The sequence below is a fragment of the Paraburkholderia sp. MM5496-R1 genome (assembly GCF_050436205.1).
Lineage (GTDB): Bacteria > Pseudomonadota > Gammaproteobacteria > Burkholderiales > Burkholderiaceae > Paraburkholderia > Paraburkholderia tuberum.
Genome location: NZ_JBNDLT010000003.1, coordinates 404,933 through 421,748, shown reverse-complemented (window position 1 = coordinate 421,748; position 16,816 = coordinate 404,933). Strand labels below are relative to the sequence as shown.

Sequence of the window (16,816 nt, the reverse complement as noted above, 5' to 3'; positions counted from 1 at the left end):
GGACCCCATGTCCAGATATCGTATCGATCTCGTTGTATTTCTCGCGGGGCTCTCCGCGGCGTGCTGGATCGCCGTCGGTTATGCCGTTTCCAATCCGCTCGCGTTCGTCGTCACGCTGCTGATCGGCGTCTTCTACGTGCTAGGCGCGCTCGAATTGCGCCGCTATGGTCAGGCGACCGCCACGCTGACAGGCGCGCTCGCCGCGTTGTCCGGACCACCGCCGAGCCTCGGCGCGTTTCTCGAACCTGTCCATCCGAGTCTGCGCAATAGCGTGCGGCTGCGCGTCGAAGGCGAGCGCGTCGCGTTGCCGGGACCCGCGCTGACGCCGTATCTGGTCGGTCTGCTAGTGCTGCTCGGCATGCTCGGCACGCTGCTCGGCATGGTGATGACGCTGCGCGGCACCGGCCTTGCGCTGGAGAGCGCGAGCGACCTGCAGGCGATCCGCGCATCGCTGGCCGCGCCGGTCAAGGGGCTGGGCTTCGCGTTCGGCACGTCGATCGCGGGTGTCGCGACGTCCGCGATGCTCGGGCTGCTGTCCGCGCTGTCCCGCCGCGAGCGGCTCGAAGCGGCGCAACAGCTCGACGCGAAGATCGCGACGACTTTGCGCGTCTACTCGCAGAGCCATCAGCGCGAAGAAAGCTTCCGGCTGCTGCAACGCCAGGCCGAAGCGACGCCGCTGCTGGTCGAACGTCTGCAGACGATGATGAGCGCGCTCGAACAGCAGAGCGCCGCGTCGAACGAGCGGCAGATCGCGAGCCTCGACGCGTTTTACGGCCGCACCGAAGCCGCCTATCTGCGGCTCGCCGGTGTGATCGAGCAGTCGCTGAAGGACAGCGTGACCGGCAGCGCGCAGGCCGCCGGCAACGCCCTGCAGCCGGTCGTCGAAGCGACGATGGCCGGCCTCTCGCGCGAAACCGCCGCGTTGCACGACGCGGTGACCCAGGCCGTGCAGCGCCAGCTCGACGGCATGTCGAGCGGCTTCGCGGCGACCAGCGCGAACGTCGCCGAGATTTGCCACAGCGCGCTCGCCGGACATCGGCAGGCGAGCGACGAGTTGGCCGCGCAACAGCGCGCTTCGGTCGAACGCGTTGCCGAAGCGTTCGAACAGCGCTCGCTCGCGCTGCTCGACGGCGTGTCCGCGCGGCTCGAAGCGACGGCGAGCGGCATGTCGCAGGCCTGGGGCGACGCGTTGGCTCAGCAGCAAAGCGCGGGCGACCAACTCGCCGCCAACAACGAACAGGCGTTGGCGCGCGCCGCCGCGACGTTCGAGCAGCATGCCGCGGCGTTGCTGAGCGCGGTCGGTAGCTCGCATGCGAACTTGCAGACCGAACTGAGCGCGCGCGACGAGCAGCGTTTGGGCGCGTGGGCCGAGGCGCTCGACGCGATGGGTGCGAAGCTCAGCGAACAATGGCAGCAGAGGGGTGCGCAAGCCGCCAGCCATCAGCAGCAGATCTGCGACGCGCTTGCGCAAACGGCACGCGATATCTCCATGCAGACGCAAACGCATGCCAGCGCGACGATCGCGGAAATCGATCGACTGGTTCAAGCCGCGGCTGAAGCACCGAAGGCGGCGACAAACCTGCAAGCCGAACTCGCCGCGCGCGACGAACAGCGCTTCGCGGCATGGACCGAAGCGCTCGCCGCGATGACCGCAAAGCTCGACGAACAATGGCAGCAAACGGGTTCGCAAACCGCGACCCGTCAGCAGCAAATCTGCGACGCACTCGCGCAAACCGCACGCGATATCTCCGCGCAGACGCAAACGCATGCCAGCGCGACGATCGCCGAAATCGAGCGCCTCGTGCAAGCGGCGTCGGAAGCGCCGAAGGCCGCTGCCGAAGTCGTCGCGGAGCTGCGCCAGAAGCTCTCCGACAGCATGGTCCGCGACACCGCGATGCTCGAAGAGCGCAGTCGTCTGCTCGCCACGCTGGAGACGCTGCTCGACGCAGTCACCCACGCGTCGACCGAGCAACGCACGGCCGTCGATGCCTTGGTCTCGACGTCGGCGGGTCTGCTCGAACGCGTCGGCAATCGCTTCACCGAACACCTCGAGCAAGAGACCGGCAAGCTCGGCACGGTCGCCGCGCAGGTCACCGGCAGCGCGGTCGAAGTCGCGAGCCTCGGCGAAGCATTCGGCGCGGCCGTGCACACCTTCGGCGAAGCGAACGACAAGCTCGTCACACATCTCGAACGTATCGAAGCAGCGCTCGACAAATCGCTCGCGCGCAGCGACGAACAGCTCGCCTACTACGTCGCGCAGGCGCGTGACGTGGTCGACCTCAGCGTGATGTCGCAGAAGCAGATCGTCGAAGACCTGCAGTTGCTGGCCGCGCAGCGCGCGACCGCTGGAGCCGACGCGGTATGAGCGAGGACATCGACGGCGGCGTGGAAACCTCCGCGCCGATCTGGGCCGCGTTCGGCGATCTGATGTCGGTGCTGGTCGGCGCGTTCGTGCTGATTCTGGTCAGCGTGATCGGCGTGCAGCTCGAACTGTCGAGCAAGCTCGAGCAGGAGGTCAAGCAGCGCCAGGCTGAAACGCAGCGCCGCAAGACGCTCGAACAGGCACTCGCGGGACCGCTCGCGGCGGGGCGCGTGACGCTCGTCAATGGGCGCATCGGCATTAGCGGCAACGTGCTGTTCGCGCTGAACTCCGCCCAGCTGCAGCCTGAGGGTCGCGCGCTGCTGAAGAGTCTCGCCGGGCCGCTGTCCGCGTATCTGCGCGCGAGCGATCAGATTCTGATGGTCAGCGGCTTCACCGACGATCAACGCCTGCGCGAAGGCAATCGACGCTTCGCCGATAACTGGGAGCTGTCGGCGCAGCGCGCGTTGACGGTCACGCGCACGCTGATCGACGAGGGCGTGTCGGCGTCGTCGGTGTTTGCGGCGGCGTTCGGCTCGGAGCAGCCGGTCAGTTCGAATGCCGACGAACCCGGCCGCGCGAAAAACCGCCGCGTCGAAATCGCGCCGGTGCCGCGGCCGTCGAGTGCGGCGGCAGCGGAGAAGTCCGGTGCTTGACGACGCGATCCACGCGGCTCGCGCGAGGCTCGATGCATGGCGCGCGAGCGGCGCGGCTCGGCTCGATCCGGTGCGCTTTCATCTGCTCGACGCGCTTACGCGGCGCGCGGCACAGCACAGCGGCGAGCCGCGACGAGTGCTCGAGCAACGATTGGCAGGACTGCTGGCCGACTATACGGCCGAGGTCGAGCGTGCCGCTGCGGACGAGAGCGCGTCGCAAGCCACGTCCGGTGAAGCCGACGCGGCCAACGACGCCACGCTCGCGGCGCTGATCGAACGCCTCGCCCGCCACCACGCGCGCGCCGATGCTCCGCACGGTGCCGCCTATCCCGATCTGCCCGCAGTCGACTACTTCCGCGAAGTCTGGTCCAAACTGCGCACCGAAAAGCAGTTGCGCCAGTCGCTCGCGCAGGTACCAGGCAACGCGGGGCCGCTCAATTCGAGCAGCCTCGTACATCGCGCGCTGTCGTTGATGCGCGAGCTGTCGCCGGAATATCTGAAGCAATTTCTGTCGTATGTCGATACGCTGTCGTGGCTCGAGCAGATGAACGGCGGCGCACCGCTCGAGAAGGAAGCGCCGCGCGCCGCGACGACCGGCAAGGGCGCTCGCAAGAAGGCGCGCTGATGCGCTAACGGCGGTTGGAATTTGCGTGCGCCAAGCCGCCGAAGCGTTCAGTCGAAGTCGAACACATCGAAAATCGAGCGCTTCTTTTGATAGCCGCGATGTTCGTCGCGACGCTCCTCGTAACGCTGCCGCTCGCTTTCCAGGGCACGCTCGCCGCGATCGAGCCATACGTCTCGGCAGTCCGGACAGTAATCGTTTCGATCGAGCGGCGCTCGGTCATCAGCAGACCGGTCGTTTTGCAGACTGGGCATTTCATCACGGCATCACTCCTCGCTGCTTGCCAGACGTTTCGTTTTCGCGCGCCGCGCGAGCATGTTCATCGCCTCGACGAACGCGGAAAACGCCATCGCCGCATAGATATACGCCTTCGGGACGTGCGAGCCGAAACCATCGGCGATCAGTGTCATGCCGATCACGAGCAGGAAGCTCAGCGCCAGCATCACGATGGTCGGATTGCGATCGATGAAGCGCGCGAGCGGCTGCGCCGCGAACAGCATCACCATGATCGACACGATCACCGCGACGAACATGATCGGCAGGTGCTCGGTCATGCCGACCGCGGTGATGATGCTGTCGACGGAAAACACGAGGTCGAGCAGGATGATCTGGCCGATCGCGGCCGCCACGGTCAACTGCACGGTCGAGCTGGTTTTCGCGGCGAGTTCGTCAGCGGGGATCATGTGCTGACGGATTTCGGTGGTCGCCTTCCACACGAGGAACAGGCCGCCGCCGACGAGGATCAGATCGCGCCACGAAAAGCCATGATCGAACAGCGTGAACGCGACCGCGGTCAGCTTCGTGATCCATGCGATGGTGCTGAGCAGAAGCAGCCGCATCACCAGCGCGAGCAGCAGCCCGATGCGCTGCGCGCGCGGGCGTTGCGCTTCCGGCAAGCGGTTGCTGAGGATCGAAATGAAGATCAGGTTATCGATGCCGAGCACGATCTCCATCACGATCAGCGTGACGAGCGCGGCCCACGCGGCGGGATCGGCAACGAGTGCGAACAGGGAGTCCATGAGGTGGCGGAATCGAGTGCGCCGCGAGCGGCGGAACAGCCATCATGGGCCTATTCGCGGTTCGAATGAACCAGTGATAACCTGAACGACGTTTCGGATTTTTCGAAGTATCGGATCAGCATGCTCAACTATCGTCACCTGTACTACTTCTGGATCGTCGTGAAGGAGGGCGGCTTTGCGCGCGCGGCCGGGCGGCTCGACATGGCCGTGCAGACGATCAGCGCGCAGGTGCGCGAGCTCGAGAAAGCGCTTGGGCGCCAGCTGTTGAAGCCGGCCGGGCGCGGCGTCGCGATGACCGAGGCCGGCGAGCAGGCGTTCGATCGCGCGGAGCAGATTTTCCAGCTGGGCGAGGCATTGCTCGACGAGATGCGCGAAGCGAGCGGCGCGGACTCGGTGCGGCTCGCGGTTGGGCTGTCGGATGGGATTTCCAAGCTCGCCGCGCATGCGTTGCTCGCGCCGGTGCTGGCCACGCCGTCGCTCAGGCTGCTGTGTCACGAGGGGGAGCCCGCGCAGCTGTTGTCGGAGCTTGCGCTGCATCGGCTCGATCTGGTGCTCGCCTGTCAGCCGGCGCCGCACGGCGCGGATCTGCGCGTGCTGAGCCAGCGCGTCGCGGGCTCGCCGGTCGACTGGTACGGGCCCGCGCAGGTCGTGCGCAAGTCGGCGCGCGACGGCTTTCCGCTCTGTCTCGCTGACCTGCCCGTGCTGCTGCCGACCCGTCACGGCGCGCTGCGCGCGCGGCTCGACCGATGGTTCGAGTCTCAGGGAATCAGGCCGCGCGTCGTCGGCGAATTCGAGGACAGCGCGTTGATGGCGGTGTTCGCGGCGCGCGGGCTCGGCGTGTTTCCGCTCGCCGAGCTCGGCGCCGAAGATCTCACGTTATCGAGGGGCTTGCGCTGGCTCGGCCGCGCGGACGGCGTGATCGAGGAGATTCACGCAATCCGCTCGCGACGCGGCCAGCATCATGCGCTCGCGTCGCAGGTGATCGCGGCGGCGCAGTCGTGAGGGCATTGCACTGTCGCGGCGCGCCACGCCTGCGCCGCGCGAGATCAGAACGCGTGACGCATGCCCACCGTCACCGCGACTCGCGTATTCGTCGACGTCGGCGGCAGCGTGTTGAGAGTCGCGTGCGACAACACCGAATCGGCCGGCGGCCCCTGCGCGTACGAAAGGCCGAAGCCGTACGAGCGGTGGTTCGCGAAGTTGCCGGCCTTTGCTAAACGAGTACATCGTCTCGAACGTGAGACCGTGGTAAAGCGAAATCGGGGCAAATACGCGCCCATCTGTGGGAATTTGCGCACATCGTGTAGAGACCGTGAGCGTCGTCAAAGGCGACGAGCCGCCCTGGCCGTTTCATCGACACATGGCATAGTGATTGAACCCATCATCACCGGAGGCCCGCATGCGCATCCAGACATCCTTTCTTTTCGACCTCGACGGCACGCTCGTCGACAGCGTCTATCAGCACGTGCTGGCGTGGAAAGAGGCGCTCGACAGCGAAGGTATCCCGCTGTCCGTCTGGCGTATCCATCGCAAGATCGGCATGAGCGGTGGGCTGTTCACGGACCAGTTGCTGCGTGAGACACACGGCGAGATCAGCGTCGAACGCGCCGAACGGCTGCGGCACGCGCATGCGGCCGCCTATCAGCGGATGCGCGCCCAGGTCTGTCCGCTGCCGGGCGCGCGCGAACTGCTCGACGCGCTGACCCAGGCCGGCACGCCGTGGGCCGTCGCGACGAGTGGGCGGATGGAAACCGCCGCGCTGAATCTGGCGGCGCTCGGCGTCGATCCGGCAAAGGCGGTCGTCGTCACGCGCGACGACGTCAAATACGCGAAGCCCGATCCCGACCTGTTCCTCGCCGCGGCCGAGCGGCTCGGCGTGTCGATCGAGCACACGGTCGTGGTCGGCGACAGCATCTGGGACATGCTTGCGGCCCGCCGCTGCCGCTCGCTCGGTGTCGGCCTGCTGTCGGGTGGCTATGGCACCGAGGAACTGGAGCGCGCGGGGGCGTTGCGCGTCTACGACGATCCGGCCGATCTGCTCGCGCACCTCGACGAGGTGGCATCGCGGCCGTGAGCCTCGCGTCGCTCAGGGTTTGATGATGGGCGGCTCCGCGGCGGGCTGCGTCGGTCCCACCTTCGACGATTCGCGGACGAGCCGATCGGTCATCGCCGACGCGACCGGATTCGTGCCGCGGCCGCTACCCGCGCCAGCCCCCGGGGGATTGGCAGACTGCAACGGCACGGTGACGCCGGACGGCATCGGCAGCGACGGGTCGGGTTTCGCCGATTCCTTGACCAGTTGCTCCGTCAGCATCGCGGCGACCGGGTTGGCGCCATTCGGGTGCGTGTCGTCGCGCCGGCGGGCATGGGTCTGGTCGATGCGCGGCCCGTACTGCGGCCTCGGTTGAGCTTTTTCCTGTGCGTACGACTGCGACTTCGAGAGGGCGTGCGTGCCTGCGGCCGGATTGGCGGCGGGCGGCGCTGCGTTATCGATGCGGCCGCTCGCGGTCTGGCTCGATTGGGGCGTGACGCTCGGCACGGGCGCGGCCGCTGTGGCGGGCAGGGACGGGGCGGGGGCGGGCGCCGCAGCAGGCGCCTGAGCGGCTCCCGGAGCCGGAGTGGCCGACTCCATCTGCGGCAGCGCCGATTGCGGCGCGGGCGGGCTCACGGGTTGCGCAGGCCTCACGCTGGCGCCAGCGGCACGCGTCGCATCGGTCTGCGGTTCCGATTCCACCGCGCCGGTGACGCTGCGGGTCACCGCGCCGGTCACGGCCGGCGCCTGATCGTCCCTTGGGTACAGCAGATAACCGGCGACGCCCGCATCGACCACGAGCAGCCCGACTATCATCATCTTGCCGGTATTCGTCATATCTAAGCAACAACCATTAAGCAACTGCGATTGACTGATGATAAACGACCATTTCGACATCGACGCTTCTTGTCGGCATATTGCGGCGCGTCACGATGATTGATGTCCGAACGGCCCTGGCACGAACGGCGCGCGCTTGCCGCTAAAGCCATTCGCCGGCACGACAGAAGCGGACATTTTTTCCGCATGCCGCGATTTTCTTTTTCGACCAATTAGTCCCCGCAATTGCGCGGCCGGCGCCTGCAGGAATGCGATTTAAGTTGTGCCGCCAATGCGCGGAGCCTGTACTATACGAACCATTGCAGACGACCGGCAGCCACGGTTCGATTATCCGGCGTGTGAAAGCGATTTGCAGCGACTGGCTCGCAGCGCACATGCCGGCAGGCCCGCGCCAGACTGCGCCACCCGAGACGCGCGAACAGCGTCGATAGCGGCGCGAACAGCGACGGCAGGCGGTCACCGGTAGTAGCGACAAGAACCCATTGATCATGCGGACCCGCGGGCGAGGCATCGCCCGGCATTCCTTGGGCAGTCGCTTGGCGAAACGTCAGATCGACCGACCAGTCGGTCGGGGACCTTCGCGGCGGCGTGAGAAACACGTGAAGATATGAACAACTTTATTCGACCTCCCGTTTTTTACCCGTCCACAGTAGTTTTCGTCGACGACAACGACAGCTACCTCGACGCGCTCCGCCGTTTCTTCCCGGGCACCTACACGAACCTGTTTTTCACGCGTCCGCAAGCGGCCCTCAACTACATCCGCCAGCACGCACGCGAGAATTCGCTCGAATTCGCGGCAGCGTCGGCGTGTCTGAGCGAACCGGGCGTCGAGCGCTTCGTCGAGACCTCGGCGGAGCGCGACATCGTCGCGCAGCCGTCGCGCTTCGAGGAAGTGGCGGCGGTCGTCGTCGACTACGACATGCCGGGCATCGGCGGCGTCGAGTTTTTGTCGTCGATCTCGCACCTGCGTTGCGCGAAGGTGTTGCTTACCGGCGTCGCCGATGAAACCGTCGCGGTGAAGGCCTTCAACGCCGGCATCGTCGACCTGTACCTGCGCAAGACCGACGCGGATTCGGCCAATCGCCTCACGCATTTCCTGAAGGACGCCAAAAGCCGCCATTGCGCGGAGTCGGGCTGGCTCGCGCTCGGCGAAAACGGCATGACCTACTGCGATCCGCGCACGCGCAAGATGATCGACGAAGTGGTGGCCGCTCAGGGCATCGTCGAGTATTACTGGCGGCCCGAGCAGAACGTGATCCTGATGTTCGACGCCGCGGGCAACCCGAGCGTGTTCGTCGCGTGGGCCGAGAACGACTGGATCTCGCAGGGCGAGATCGTCGCCGACGAGGGTGGCCCGTCCGACCTGCTGCGCCAGCTCGCCACGCGCGAGGTGATGCCGCTGTTCTGGCCGGACCTCGCGTATCGTGGCGGCATGAAGTTCCGGTCGCTGACGCCCCAAAGCATTCCTGGCTGGGACGACGCGTTTTTCGGCTGGACCCGCATAGAGCCGGCCGAGGTCGGCCTCGATCTCGTCACGTTCGCGCAGTGGCGCGGCGACCACAATTGCTGAGCCGCGATAACGCGCCGGGCGTGGCGGTGCACATCGTCGCGCTAATGGCGTGCGTTTTCGCGGAGAAATTCGCATACAGCCCTGTGCATGGCCTGCACGCCGGGGCTTGTTTCAAGCGCGCGCCAGCATCCATGCACGAGCCCCGTGCCGACCAGCAGCCGGGCATCTCCACCAGCTTCGCGAATCCGCTCGACGAACACGCGCGCGTCGTCGCGTAGGGGGTCGTGCTCGGCGCCGATGGCCAGCGTCGGCGGCAGCCCGTCGAAGCGGGTTGCGGCGAGCGGGATCGTCCACGCGGGGCCGGGCGTTGGGTCGGCTTCCTCTCCTTTTCCCCAGTAAGCGTCGCGAAACTTATGCACGTCCGCGAGCGTCAGCATTGGCGCATCGGACTCGTTGTCGCGCGCGGGCAATTGCGGCTCGGTGCCGAGCATCGGATAGACGAGCGCGATGCCGCGCACCCCGCTCGCACATTCGTCACGCAGGCGTAGCGCGACGCTTGCCGCGAGCGTGCCGCCGGCGCTATCGCCCGCGAGTTGCAATGCGGCGCGCTCTGGGAGGTCGAACGGCAGGCGGTGGTTCAACGCGGCACGCGTGATCTCGAGGCAGTCGTCGTGCGCGGCCGGCACGCGATGCTCAGGCGCGAGCCGGTAGTCGACCGCGATCACGTCGAGGCCGGTGTCGGCGGCGAGGCGCGCCGTCACCATCTGATGACTGTTCAGCGAACCGAGCACGAAGCCGCCGCCATGAAAATACAGCACCGTGCCGCGGATCGTGCCGTGTTCGCTTGCCTTCGCTCGATGCCGGTAGAGCCGTAGCGGGATCGCATGGCCCGCGTCGGTACGAAAGCTTGCGTCCCGTGTGGTGAGTTCGCTGGGCAGTGGCGGCGTCAACGTCGCGGCGTAGCGGTCATACAGCTCGCGCTGCTCGCGCGGCGTCATCGCCGCGTGATGCGACGGATAGAGCGCGCTCGCTCGTTCGATAAAGGCGGCGATTTCCGGCTCGAGCATGGTCACTCCGTTTGAGTAGTGTTTCCCGCTTGCGCTGCGCATGGCAAAGCGATCACACGTCCCGCGAAACGCGCCGGCGGCAATGCCGCATGGGCTTGCGCGAGTTCGTGTACGCGCGCTTTGACGTCCGGATCGAAAGCAACGCCGCGCGCTCCGCTGGTATCGACGTGCAGCAGCATCTGCTCGCCCGCGGCGACGGGGCCGGTGCGTTGGCTTTGCGTCGTGTCCAGCGCAAACATTTCGACATACACGTGAATACGTTTCGCGTCGTAGCCGAGCACGCGCATGTCGACACGCACCTGCGTGCCTTGTTTGATTTCATGCAGATAGTTGAGATGCGCCTCGAGCGTGTAGATCGATCGATGCCGCTCTTTGCGCACCGCATCGGGCAGTCCGATCAGATCGATCAGCCCGTCGACCGCGAGACTGAAGATCAGCAGGTAGAACGCGTCGCGCATGTGGCCGTTGTAATCGACCCATTCGGCGCGCACGCCGTCGCGGTAAGAGGGCAGGGCAACGGGATGCGACATGAGCGTCTATCTCCTCGATCGAATGCAATGGCTGCGGCGCGTCGTTGGGCGTTATCAGTGTAGTGCATCGCGTTGAGGCTGAGCCGGAACGTGGTGGCCTCGAATTGTGGCCGCTATAGCAACAGTGAATTCATGGTTCAGGGCTTACTACGTGGCTCGACCGGCTTCTAAACTGCGTTAACCGCTGCGGATGGGCGATGGTCGCACCAGGCTCCGCGGCAATCGCATGAAGCCATCTCGGGAGGTTGGAAATCATGAAGTCCATCAGGTCGCTGATCGAAGCAGGGGCTATCGCCGCTCTCGTTGCCGCGCCGCTCGCGGCGTTTGCCCAGTCGAATCCGGCCGATCAGCCGCTCGCGCGCGCCCAGGTCCGCACCGAACTGATTCAGCTCGAAAGGGCCGGTCGTGATCCGTCCAATGCGAACGTGATCGACTATCCGGCCAATATCCAGGCGGCCGAAGCAAAGGTCGCGGCGCAAAACCAGGCTGCGCAGAATAGCGGCTACGGTGCGCCGTCGAATGGCTCGTCGCAGCGCGGTGGCCGCACCGATTTCGCGCCGACTTCGTATTCCGTGCCGGTGGTGAATTACACGCGTTGATTGCAGCGTGTACAACTAACGTCACTTCCGAAGTGCAGCAACGCGACACCGTCGAATCTGACGAGCGGCGCGGCCGACAGCACGGGCTGAGGCTTCGGTTCACCGTTCGTCGTGAGCCCGGCGGGCGCGGGCGCCGACCAGCAGCGCATCCTCGGTGCGGGCGCGACCTACGATTTCGGCTTCGTCAACCTGCTCGTCTGCGCCGAAAGGCGAGCGAGACGATGCCGCACGACACGAGCGCGATGCCGGGCGCGGCGAGCGGCTTCAGCATCTCGCCCGCGAACACGAGTGCGCCGACGAACACGAGCATCGGCGAAAGACCGCGCGCAATCGGATAGACCTGAGCGAAATCGCCGCTTCTGTACGCGCGAATCAGCGCGAGCAGATAGCCCCATTCGAGCACTGCCGACGCAACGATATACGGCCACGCGGCCAGCGCCGGCAGCGGCAGCAACAAGGCCGGAATGGCGTTTTGAATCCGGCTGCTCAGTGCCGCGCGCGCGAACGCGCGCCATCCTCAGATCACCCGTTCACGCAGCCATGACGAGCCGAGATCGATCACCGTCACGACGACGATCACCATGATCATCACCGCGGCCGTCTGCGCATAGTTGAACGAGCGGATCGCTTCGTACAGCACGACGCCGATGCCGCCCGCGCCGACCATGCCGACCACCATCGCCGAGCGCACGTTCGACTCGAAGCGATACAGCGCGTACGAGATCCACAGCGGCAGCACTTGCGGCAGCACCGCATAGACAATTTCGTCGAGGCGCGTCGCGCCAGTTGCGCGCACGCCTTCGGCCGGGCGCGGATCGATCGCCTCGACCGCTTCTGCGAACAGTTTGGCGAGCACGCCCGTCGTATGCACCCACAGCGCGAGCACGCCGGCGAATGGCCCGAGGCCGACCGCGACGATGAACAGCATCGCGAAGACCATTTCGTTGATCGCGCGGCATGCGTCCATCAGGCGGCGCATCGGCTGCACGACCCACTGCGGCGCGAGATTGTGCGCTGACATCAGGCCGCAAGGCACCGCGCAGACGAGGGAGAGCGCGGTACCCCAGATCGCGACCGCCAGCGTCACGTACATCTCGTGCACGTAGCTGCGCCACTCGGTGAAGTCTGGCGGGAAGAAGTCCGCGGCGAACTGGCCCATGTTGGCCGAGTCGCTGAGCAGATCGAGCGGCCGCATGTCGGCGCCGTGCCATGCACCGCCGAGTACCGCGAGCACCGCGATCCAGCCGAGCAACGACCACCAGTTGCGCTTGCCGGCACGATCTTTATCTTGCGCCGTCCGCGCGGCGGCCGCTTCGCTCGCGCGCGCGGGCGACGTGCTCAGATCGGCGGAGTTCATTGCTTCGACTGTGCGTTGCTGAGCGCGCTCAGCTTCGCGTCGAGAGCGGCCAATTGCGTCTTGCGGTCGCTATCGGACAGATGTGCATCGTTCTCGATCTTCTGCTTCTGCTGGAACAGCACGATCTCGCGAATCGGCAGCAGTTGCTGATCCGACGATGCCTCGAAGCCGCTGTACTCGGTGATGCCGGCCATCACCGCTTTTTCGTGCAAATCGGTTTTCGCGTAGTTCAGGAAGAACTTGCGCAGCTTGTCCTTCGTCGCTTCCGGCAGATCCTTGCGCCACACGAGCGGGTCCGAAGGAATCAGCGGCGAGGTCCACAGCACGCGCACCTGCGCGAACTTGTCCGGATGCTCGCGCTTGAGCGTTTCCATCATCATGCTGTTGTTGGTCGCAATGTCGATCTTGTTGTTGACGACGGCCAGCAGATTCGCTTCGTGGCTCGACGGCAGCACGCTCTTGAACGACGTGTAGACCGGCGCGTTGTGCTTCGCGAACAGGTAGTAGCCAGGCACCAGCGTGCCCGACGTCGAGTTCGGATCGCCGAACCCGAGCGTCACGCTCTTCGTGTCCTCGAACACGTCGTCGAGCGTCTTGAAGCGGCTGTTCACGTTGGTGATCAGCAGCGAGTAGTAGCCGCTGTCGCCGTTCGCGTGCTGCGCTTTCGCGAATACTTCGCCACTCGAACGATCGACGGCTTCGATCGCCGACGCGTTGCCGAAATAGCCGACCTGCACCTTGTTGAAGCGCATGCCTTCGATGATGCCCGCGTAATCGGTCGCGAAGAATGCCTTCACGTTCAGGCCGGTCTGTTTCTTCATGTCATCGATCAGCGGTTCCCAGCGTTGCTTGAGCACCGCCGACGAATCGGTCGAGATGATCCCGAGGTTGATGTCCTCGGCGTGGGCCGCGGCGATGCAGGCGAAAGCGGCAGCGCCGGCCGCGAGCGTGATCAGGGAGCGCAGGAATTTCATCGGTTGAGATCCGGTTGAGTGGACGGAGAGAATCAAAAGCGCGCGACAGCGTGCGCGGTTCAGTTCGACGGCGCGGCGTTCAACGCGAACGCGTAGCGCGCGGCGGCGGTGTCGGGGGCGTCAGGCTCGTCGTGAGTTTCGTCTGCGTCGTGCGTCGCGTCGTCGAGCAGTTCGCGCGCATCGCCGCCGTAGAGTTTCTTTAGCAGCGCCGGTGTCAGCGCACTGGAAGGGCCGTCGTAGACTACCTTGCCGCGACGCAGCGCGACCGTGCGCGCGCAGTACTGCAGCGCGATGTCGACCTGATGCAGCGACACCAGCACCGTGATCCGGTGCTCGACGTTCAGCGCTTGCAGCATGTCCATCACGCGGCGCGACGACTCGGGATCAAGCGAGGCAATCGGCTCGTCGGCGAGCACGATTTGCGCACGTTGCACGAGCGCCCGTGCGAGCGCGGCACGTTGCTGTTGACCGCCCGACAGGTTCGCGGCCCGCTCGCGCGCATATTCGCCGATTCCGACCTCGTGCAGCGCGGCCCGCGACAGCGCGCGTTCCGCGCGCGGGAAGCGGCCGGAGAGACGGCGCCACCACGGCAGGCGCGCGAGCGCGCCGATCAGCACGTTGGTTTCGACCGACAGCCGGTTCACCAGATTGAACTGCTGGAACACGAAGCCGATGTCGCGGCGAATGCTGCGCACCTCGCGCACGATGCGGCCGTTCTGCTGGATCGGCCGGCCGAGAATCTCGATTTGCGACGGCTGCGCGTCCGACGCGGTAAAGCCCGCGATATGCCGCAGCAACGTCGATTTTCCCGAGCCGGACGCGCCGATCAGCGCGACCATTTCACCGGGCGCGACGCGCAGATCGATTTCGTCGAGCGCTTTGCGGCCGTTACCGAACGTCTTGCTCAAACGCTCGATTCGAATAGCTTCACGGATCGCTTCCATCTGTATTCCCTCTTGCATGCGGCCACTGCCGGCAGGTGTGGGCTCATTCTAGGAAGCGACTGTGACGGTTGAGTGAAGGCATCGCAACGTCTAGACGACTACATCTTTGTGCGTCGCGTTTTCCGCTGTGTCATGTGTCGTCAGGATGGCAAAACGAAGTCATTGCGAAGTCATTGCGAAGTCAGTGATTCAAACGGAAAGTGACATACGGATGACACGATTCGCGTGCACACGTGCGCGCTCGCGCGTGCTGACACACAGCCAGGCTATAGTGCGGGTTTTCCGGCCCTCCTTAATAATCCCGACACTCCGGTCACGCCGTCATGCCGACTCCTTTGAGCTTTCTTCCGGACAGTTTTGCCGAATATGAAGATCTCAAGTCGATACTCGACCAGGGCAGGGCGAGCTTCGAAATCCGCGCGGTCTGCGAGACCGAGGTACGCGGCCGGCGCTTTTCCGTCTACACCGCGAGCATCGGTTCATCCGATCCGCTCGCGCCGGCCATTGGCTTTTTCGGCGGGATTCACGGGCTCGAGCGAATCGGCTCGCAACTCGTCCTCGACTATATGCGCGCGCTGCTCGCTCGGCTCGAATGGGACGAATTGCTGGTGCGGCAATTGCAGTCCATCCGGCTGATCTTTTTACCGATCGCGAATCCCGGCGGCATGTGGGCAGCGACGCGCGCGAATCCGCGCGGTGTCGACCTGATGCGCAACGCACCGCAAGACGCCGACGCGCGCGTGCCGCTGCTGGCGGGCGGCCAGCGCGTCGGCGCGTGGTTGCCCTGGTATCGCGGCCGCGCGGGCGAGCCGATGGAGGTCGAGGCGGCCGCGCTGCTGCATGTCGTCGAGACGCAGCTCGCCGCGCGGCCGTTGAGCATCGCGCTCGATTGCCATTCCGGCTACGGTTGGAGCGACAGCATCTGGTTTCCGTACGCCCGAACCCGCCGGCAGATGCCGCATCTGCCCGAAATGTACGTGTTGAAGAGCATGTTCGAACACGCGCATCCGCATCACGGCTACACGTTCGAGCCGCAAAGCCATCAGTATCTGCTGCACGGCGATCTGTGGGACTACGCGTATGACCGCACGCCGGCGCCGAACGTCTTTCTGCCGATGACGCTCGAACTCGGCTCGTGGCTGTGGATCAAGAAAAACCCGCGGCAGTTGTTTTCGCGGCAGGGCATGTTCAATCCGGTCATGGAGCATCGCACCGCGCGCGTGCTGCGGCGCCATGCGAACCTGTTCGACTTCCTCGCGCGCGCGGCGTTTTCGGCGCAGCGCTGGCTGCCGCAAGGCAATCGTCGCGAGCAGTTGCTGCAAAGCGCGCTCGATCACTGGTACGGGCCGGATCGCGTATGAGCACATGGATTCTGCTGCGCGGACTGACGCGGGAAACGCGGCATTGGGGGCGCTTGCCGGCGGCGTTGCGCGAAACCCTGGGTCAAATTTCGGGCGATCGCTTGCGCGATGCAACCCCAGCCGCAACGAGCACGACCGGCTTGCGTTTGCTGCTGCTCGATCTGCCTGGCAACGGTGAATACGTGCGGCGGCGCGCGCCCGCGAGCGTCGCGGGCATGGTCGCATTCGTGCGGCAGGCAGCGCTCGAAACGGGTGTGCCGGGCCCCTACAACGTGCTCGCGATGTCGCTCGGCGGCATGGTCGCGACCCACTGGGCACAGCGTCATCCCGGCGAGATCGAACGGCTCGTGCTGATCAATACGAGCATGCGGCCATTCAGCCGCATGCACGAGCGGCTGCGGCCGTCGGCGTGGCCTGGTCTGCTCGGCGTCGCGGCGCATTGGAGCGATGCCGCCGATGCCGAGAGCGGCATCCATCGACTCACGTGCAATAACCTCCACACCTTGGGCGCGGATCTCGCTGCCTGGACTGCGATTCGCCGCAGCGCGCCGGTGAGCCGCGCGAATGCGCTGCGGCAATTGTGGGCGGCCGCATGCTTTAGCGCGGCGCCCGCCGCGCCGGAGTGTGCACTGCTGATTCTGTCGTCGGAAGCCGATGGGCTCGTCAACCCGGTCTGTTCGGCGAAGCTCGCGGCGGCGTGGGGCGCGCCGCATCGCAAGCATTCGTGGGCCGGCCACGATCTACCCCATGACGATCCCGCGTGGACGGCCGCGCAGATTCGCGCGTGGCTTACCCAGCGCGCCGAGGATAGCGATGCGGCCGCGCCGGCACCGGCGCCCGCAAAGCCCGCGCGTTGAGCCGCGCACGGCGTTGCCGCGCCGCAGCGAGATTCTTCGACGACCGGTCAGCGGGTATTACCTGACTGCGCGAAACGGCCGTATCGCGTACG

At 65.7% G+C, this 16,816-nt stretch carries 16 protein-coding genes and 2 pseudogenes; 9 read left to right on the top strand and 9 right to left on the bottom strand.

The genetic code is table 11. From position 1 onward, the window contains the following. The first annotated feature begins 7 nt into the window (after positions 1–7). From OKW38_RS28150 to OKW38_RS28140, 3 genes are read left to right on the top strand one after another with little or no spacing between them, the layout of a single operon-like run. Positions 8–2,365 (top strand): DUF802 domain-containing protein, encoded by a 2,358-nt coding sequence (locus OKW38_RS28150; protein WP_429364191.1) that lies wholly within the window; start codon positions 8–10, stop codon positions 2,363–2,365. After that, positions 2,362–3,015: an OmpA family protein gene (locus tag OKW38_RS28145; protein ID WP_090807091.1), complete on the top strand. Its 654-nt coding sequence runs from the start codon at positions 2,362–2,364 to the stop codon at positions 3,013–3,015. The genes OKW38_RS28150 and OKW38_RS28145 overlap by 4 nt, the downstream gene beginning before the upstream one ends. Beyond that, positions 3,008–3,640 carry a DUF2894 domain-containing protein gene (locus tag OKW38_RS28140; RefSeq protein ID WP_429364190.1) on the top strand — a complete coding sequence of 211 codons (633 nt, stop codon included), beginning with the start codon at positions 3,008–3,010 and terminating at the stop codon, positions 3,638–3,640. Before OKW38_RS28145 ends, OKW38_RS28140 begins: the two co-directional genes overlap by 8 nt. 47 nt (positions 3,641–3,687) lie before the next feature. Here the strand turns inward: OKW38_RS28140 and OKW38_RS28135 are convergent. Next, positions 3,688–3,896: pseudogene (locus OKW38_RS28135) on the bottom strand (zf-TFIIB domain-containing protein). 7 nt (positions 3,897–3,903) lie between these two features. Continuing rightward, positions 3,904–4,656 (bottom strand): TerC family protein, encoded by a 753-nt coding sequence (locus OKW38_RS28130; RefSeq protein ID WP_429333536.1) that lies wholly within the window; start codon positions 4,654–4,656, stop codon positions 3,904–3,906. Positions 4,657–4,776: 120 nt separating this feature from the next. Here OKW38_RS28130 and OKW38_RS28125 point away from each other — a divergent pair, with 120 nt between their 5' ends. Together OKW38_RS28125 and OKW38_RS28120 are read left to right on the top strand one after the other, a co-directional pair. Then, a complete protein-coding gene (locus OKW38_RS28125; RefSeq protein ID WP_187611205.1) occupies positions 4,777–5,658 on the top strand; it encodes a LysR family transcriptional regulator in 882 nt (293 codons plus the stop codon). 397 nt (positions 5,659–6,055) lie between these two features. Then, entirely contained in the window at positions 6,056–6,730 is a 675-nt protein-coding gene (locus OKW38_RS28120; RefSeq protein ID WP_018423463.1) for an HAD family hydrolase, read from the top strand. Positions 6,731–6,742: 12 nt separating this feature from the next. Here the strand turns inward: OKW38_RS28120 and OKW38_RS28115 are convergent, their stop codons facing one another. Beyond that, positions 6,743–7,525 carry a hypothetical protein gene (locus tag OKW38_RS28115; RefSeq protein ID WP_429364189.1) on the bottom strand — a complete coding sequence of 261 codons (783 nt, stop codon included), beginning with the start codon at positions 7,523–7,525 and terminating at the stop codon, positions 6,743–6,745. A gap of 607 nt (positions 7,526–8,132) precedes the next feature. Here OKW38_RS28115 and OKW38_RS28110 point away from each other — a divergent pair. Then, a complete protein-coding gene (locus OKW38_RS28110; protein WP_184064225.1) occupies positions 8,133–9,095 on the top strand; it encodes a response regulator in 963 nt (320 codons plus the stop codon). A gap of 41 nt (positions 9,096–9,136) precedes the next feature. Here the strand turns inward: OKW38_RS28110 and OKW38_RS28105 are convergent, their stop codons facing one another. Both OKW38_RS28105 and OKW38_RS28100 read right to left on the bottom strand, forming a co-directional pair. Beyond that, a complete protein-coding gene (locus OKW38_RS28105; RefSeq protein ID WP_429364187.1) occupies positions 9,137–10,102 on the bottom strand; it encodes an alpha/beta hydrolase in 966 nt (321 codons plus the stop codon). 2 nt (positions 10,103–10,104) lie between these two features. Further along, positions 10,105–10,632, bottom strand: coding sequence for a thioesterase family protein (locus tag OKW38_RS28100; RefSeq protein WP_429364186.1), 528 nt, complete (start codon positions 10,630–10,632; stop codon positions 10,105–10,107). Between the two features lie 254 nt (positions 10,633–10,886). Between OKW38_RS28100 and OKW38_RS28095 the strand changes: the two genes are divergently transcribed. Then, on the top strand, positions 10,887–11,231 hold the full coding sequence (locus tag OKW38_RS28095) for a DUF4148 domain-containing protein (RefSeq protein ID WP_429364184.1): 345 nt from the start codon (positions 10,887–10,889) through the stop codon (positions 11,229–11,231). Positions 11,232–11,430: 199 nt separating this feature from the next. Here the strand turns inward: OKW38_RS28095 and OKW38_RS28090 are convergent. The 4 genes and pseudogenes from OKW38_RS28090 to phnC all read right to left on the bottom strand — a co-directional run. Next, positions 11,431–11,688, bottom strand: a pseudogene (locus tag OKW38_RS28090) (EamA family transporter); the annotation flags it as partial. Positions 11,689–11,748: 60 nt separating this feature from the next. After that, positions 11,749–12,588 carry a phosphonate ABC transporter, permease protein PhnE gene (phnE, locus tag OKW38_RS28085; RefSeq protein ID WP_429364182.1) on the bottom strand — a complete coding sequence of 280 codons (840 nt, stop codon included), beginning with the start codon at positions 12,586–12,588 and terminating at the stop codon, positions 11,749–11,751. Then, positions 12,585–13,562, bottom strand: coding sequence for a phosphonate ABC transporter substrate-binding protein (phnD, locus tag OKW38_RS28080; RefSeq protein ID WP_429364180.1), 978 nt, complete (start codon positions 13,560–13,562; stop codon positions 12,585–12,587). Before phnD ends, phnE begins: the two co-directional genes overlap by 4 nt. Positions 13,563–13,621: 59 nt before the next feature. Beyond that, positions 13,622–14,506, bottom strand: coding sequence for a phosphonate ABC transporter ATP-binding protein (phnC, locus tag OKW38_RS28075; RefSeq protein ID WP_429364178.1), 885 nt, complete (start codon positions 14,504–14,506; stop codon positions 13,622–13,624). Positions 14,507–14,829: 323 nt separating this feature from the next. Between phnC and OKW38_RS28070 the strand changes: the two genes are divergently transcribed. Both OKW38_RS28070 and OKW38_RS28065 read left to right on the top strand, forming a co-directional pair. Then, complete coding sequence (locus OKW38_RS28070) at positions 14,830–15,867, top strand: M14 family zinc carboxypeptidase (protein ID WP_187611215.1); 1,038 nt, start codon at positions 14,830–14,832, stop codon at positions 15,865–15,867. Continuing rightward, positions 15,864–16,724 carry an alpha/beta fold hydrolase gene (locus OKW38_RS28065; RefSeq protein ID WP_429364176.1) on the top strand — a complete coding sequence of 287 codons (861 nt, stop codon included), beginning with the start codon at positions 15,864–15,866 and terminating at the stop codon, positions 16,722–16,724. The genes OKW38_RS28070 and OKW38_RS28065 overlap by 4 nt, the downstream gene beginning before the upstream one ends. Positions 16,725–16,816: the final 92 nt, after the last annotated feature.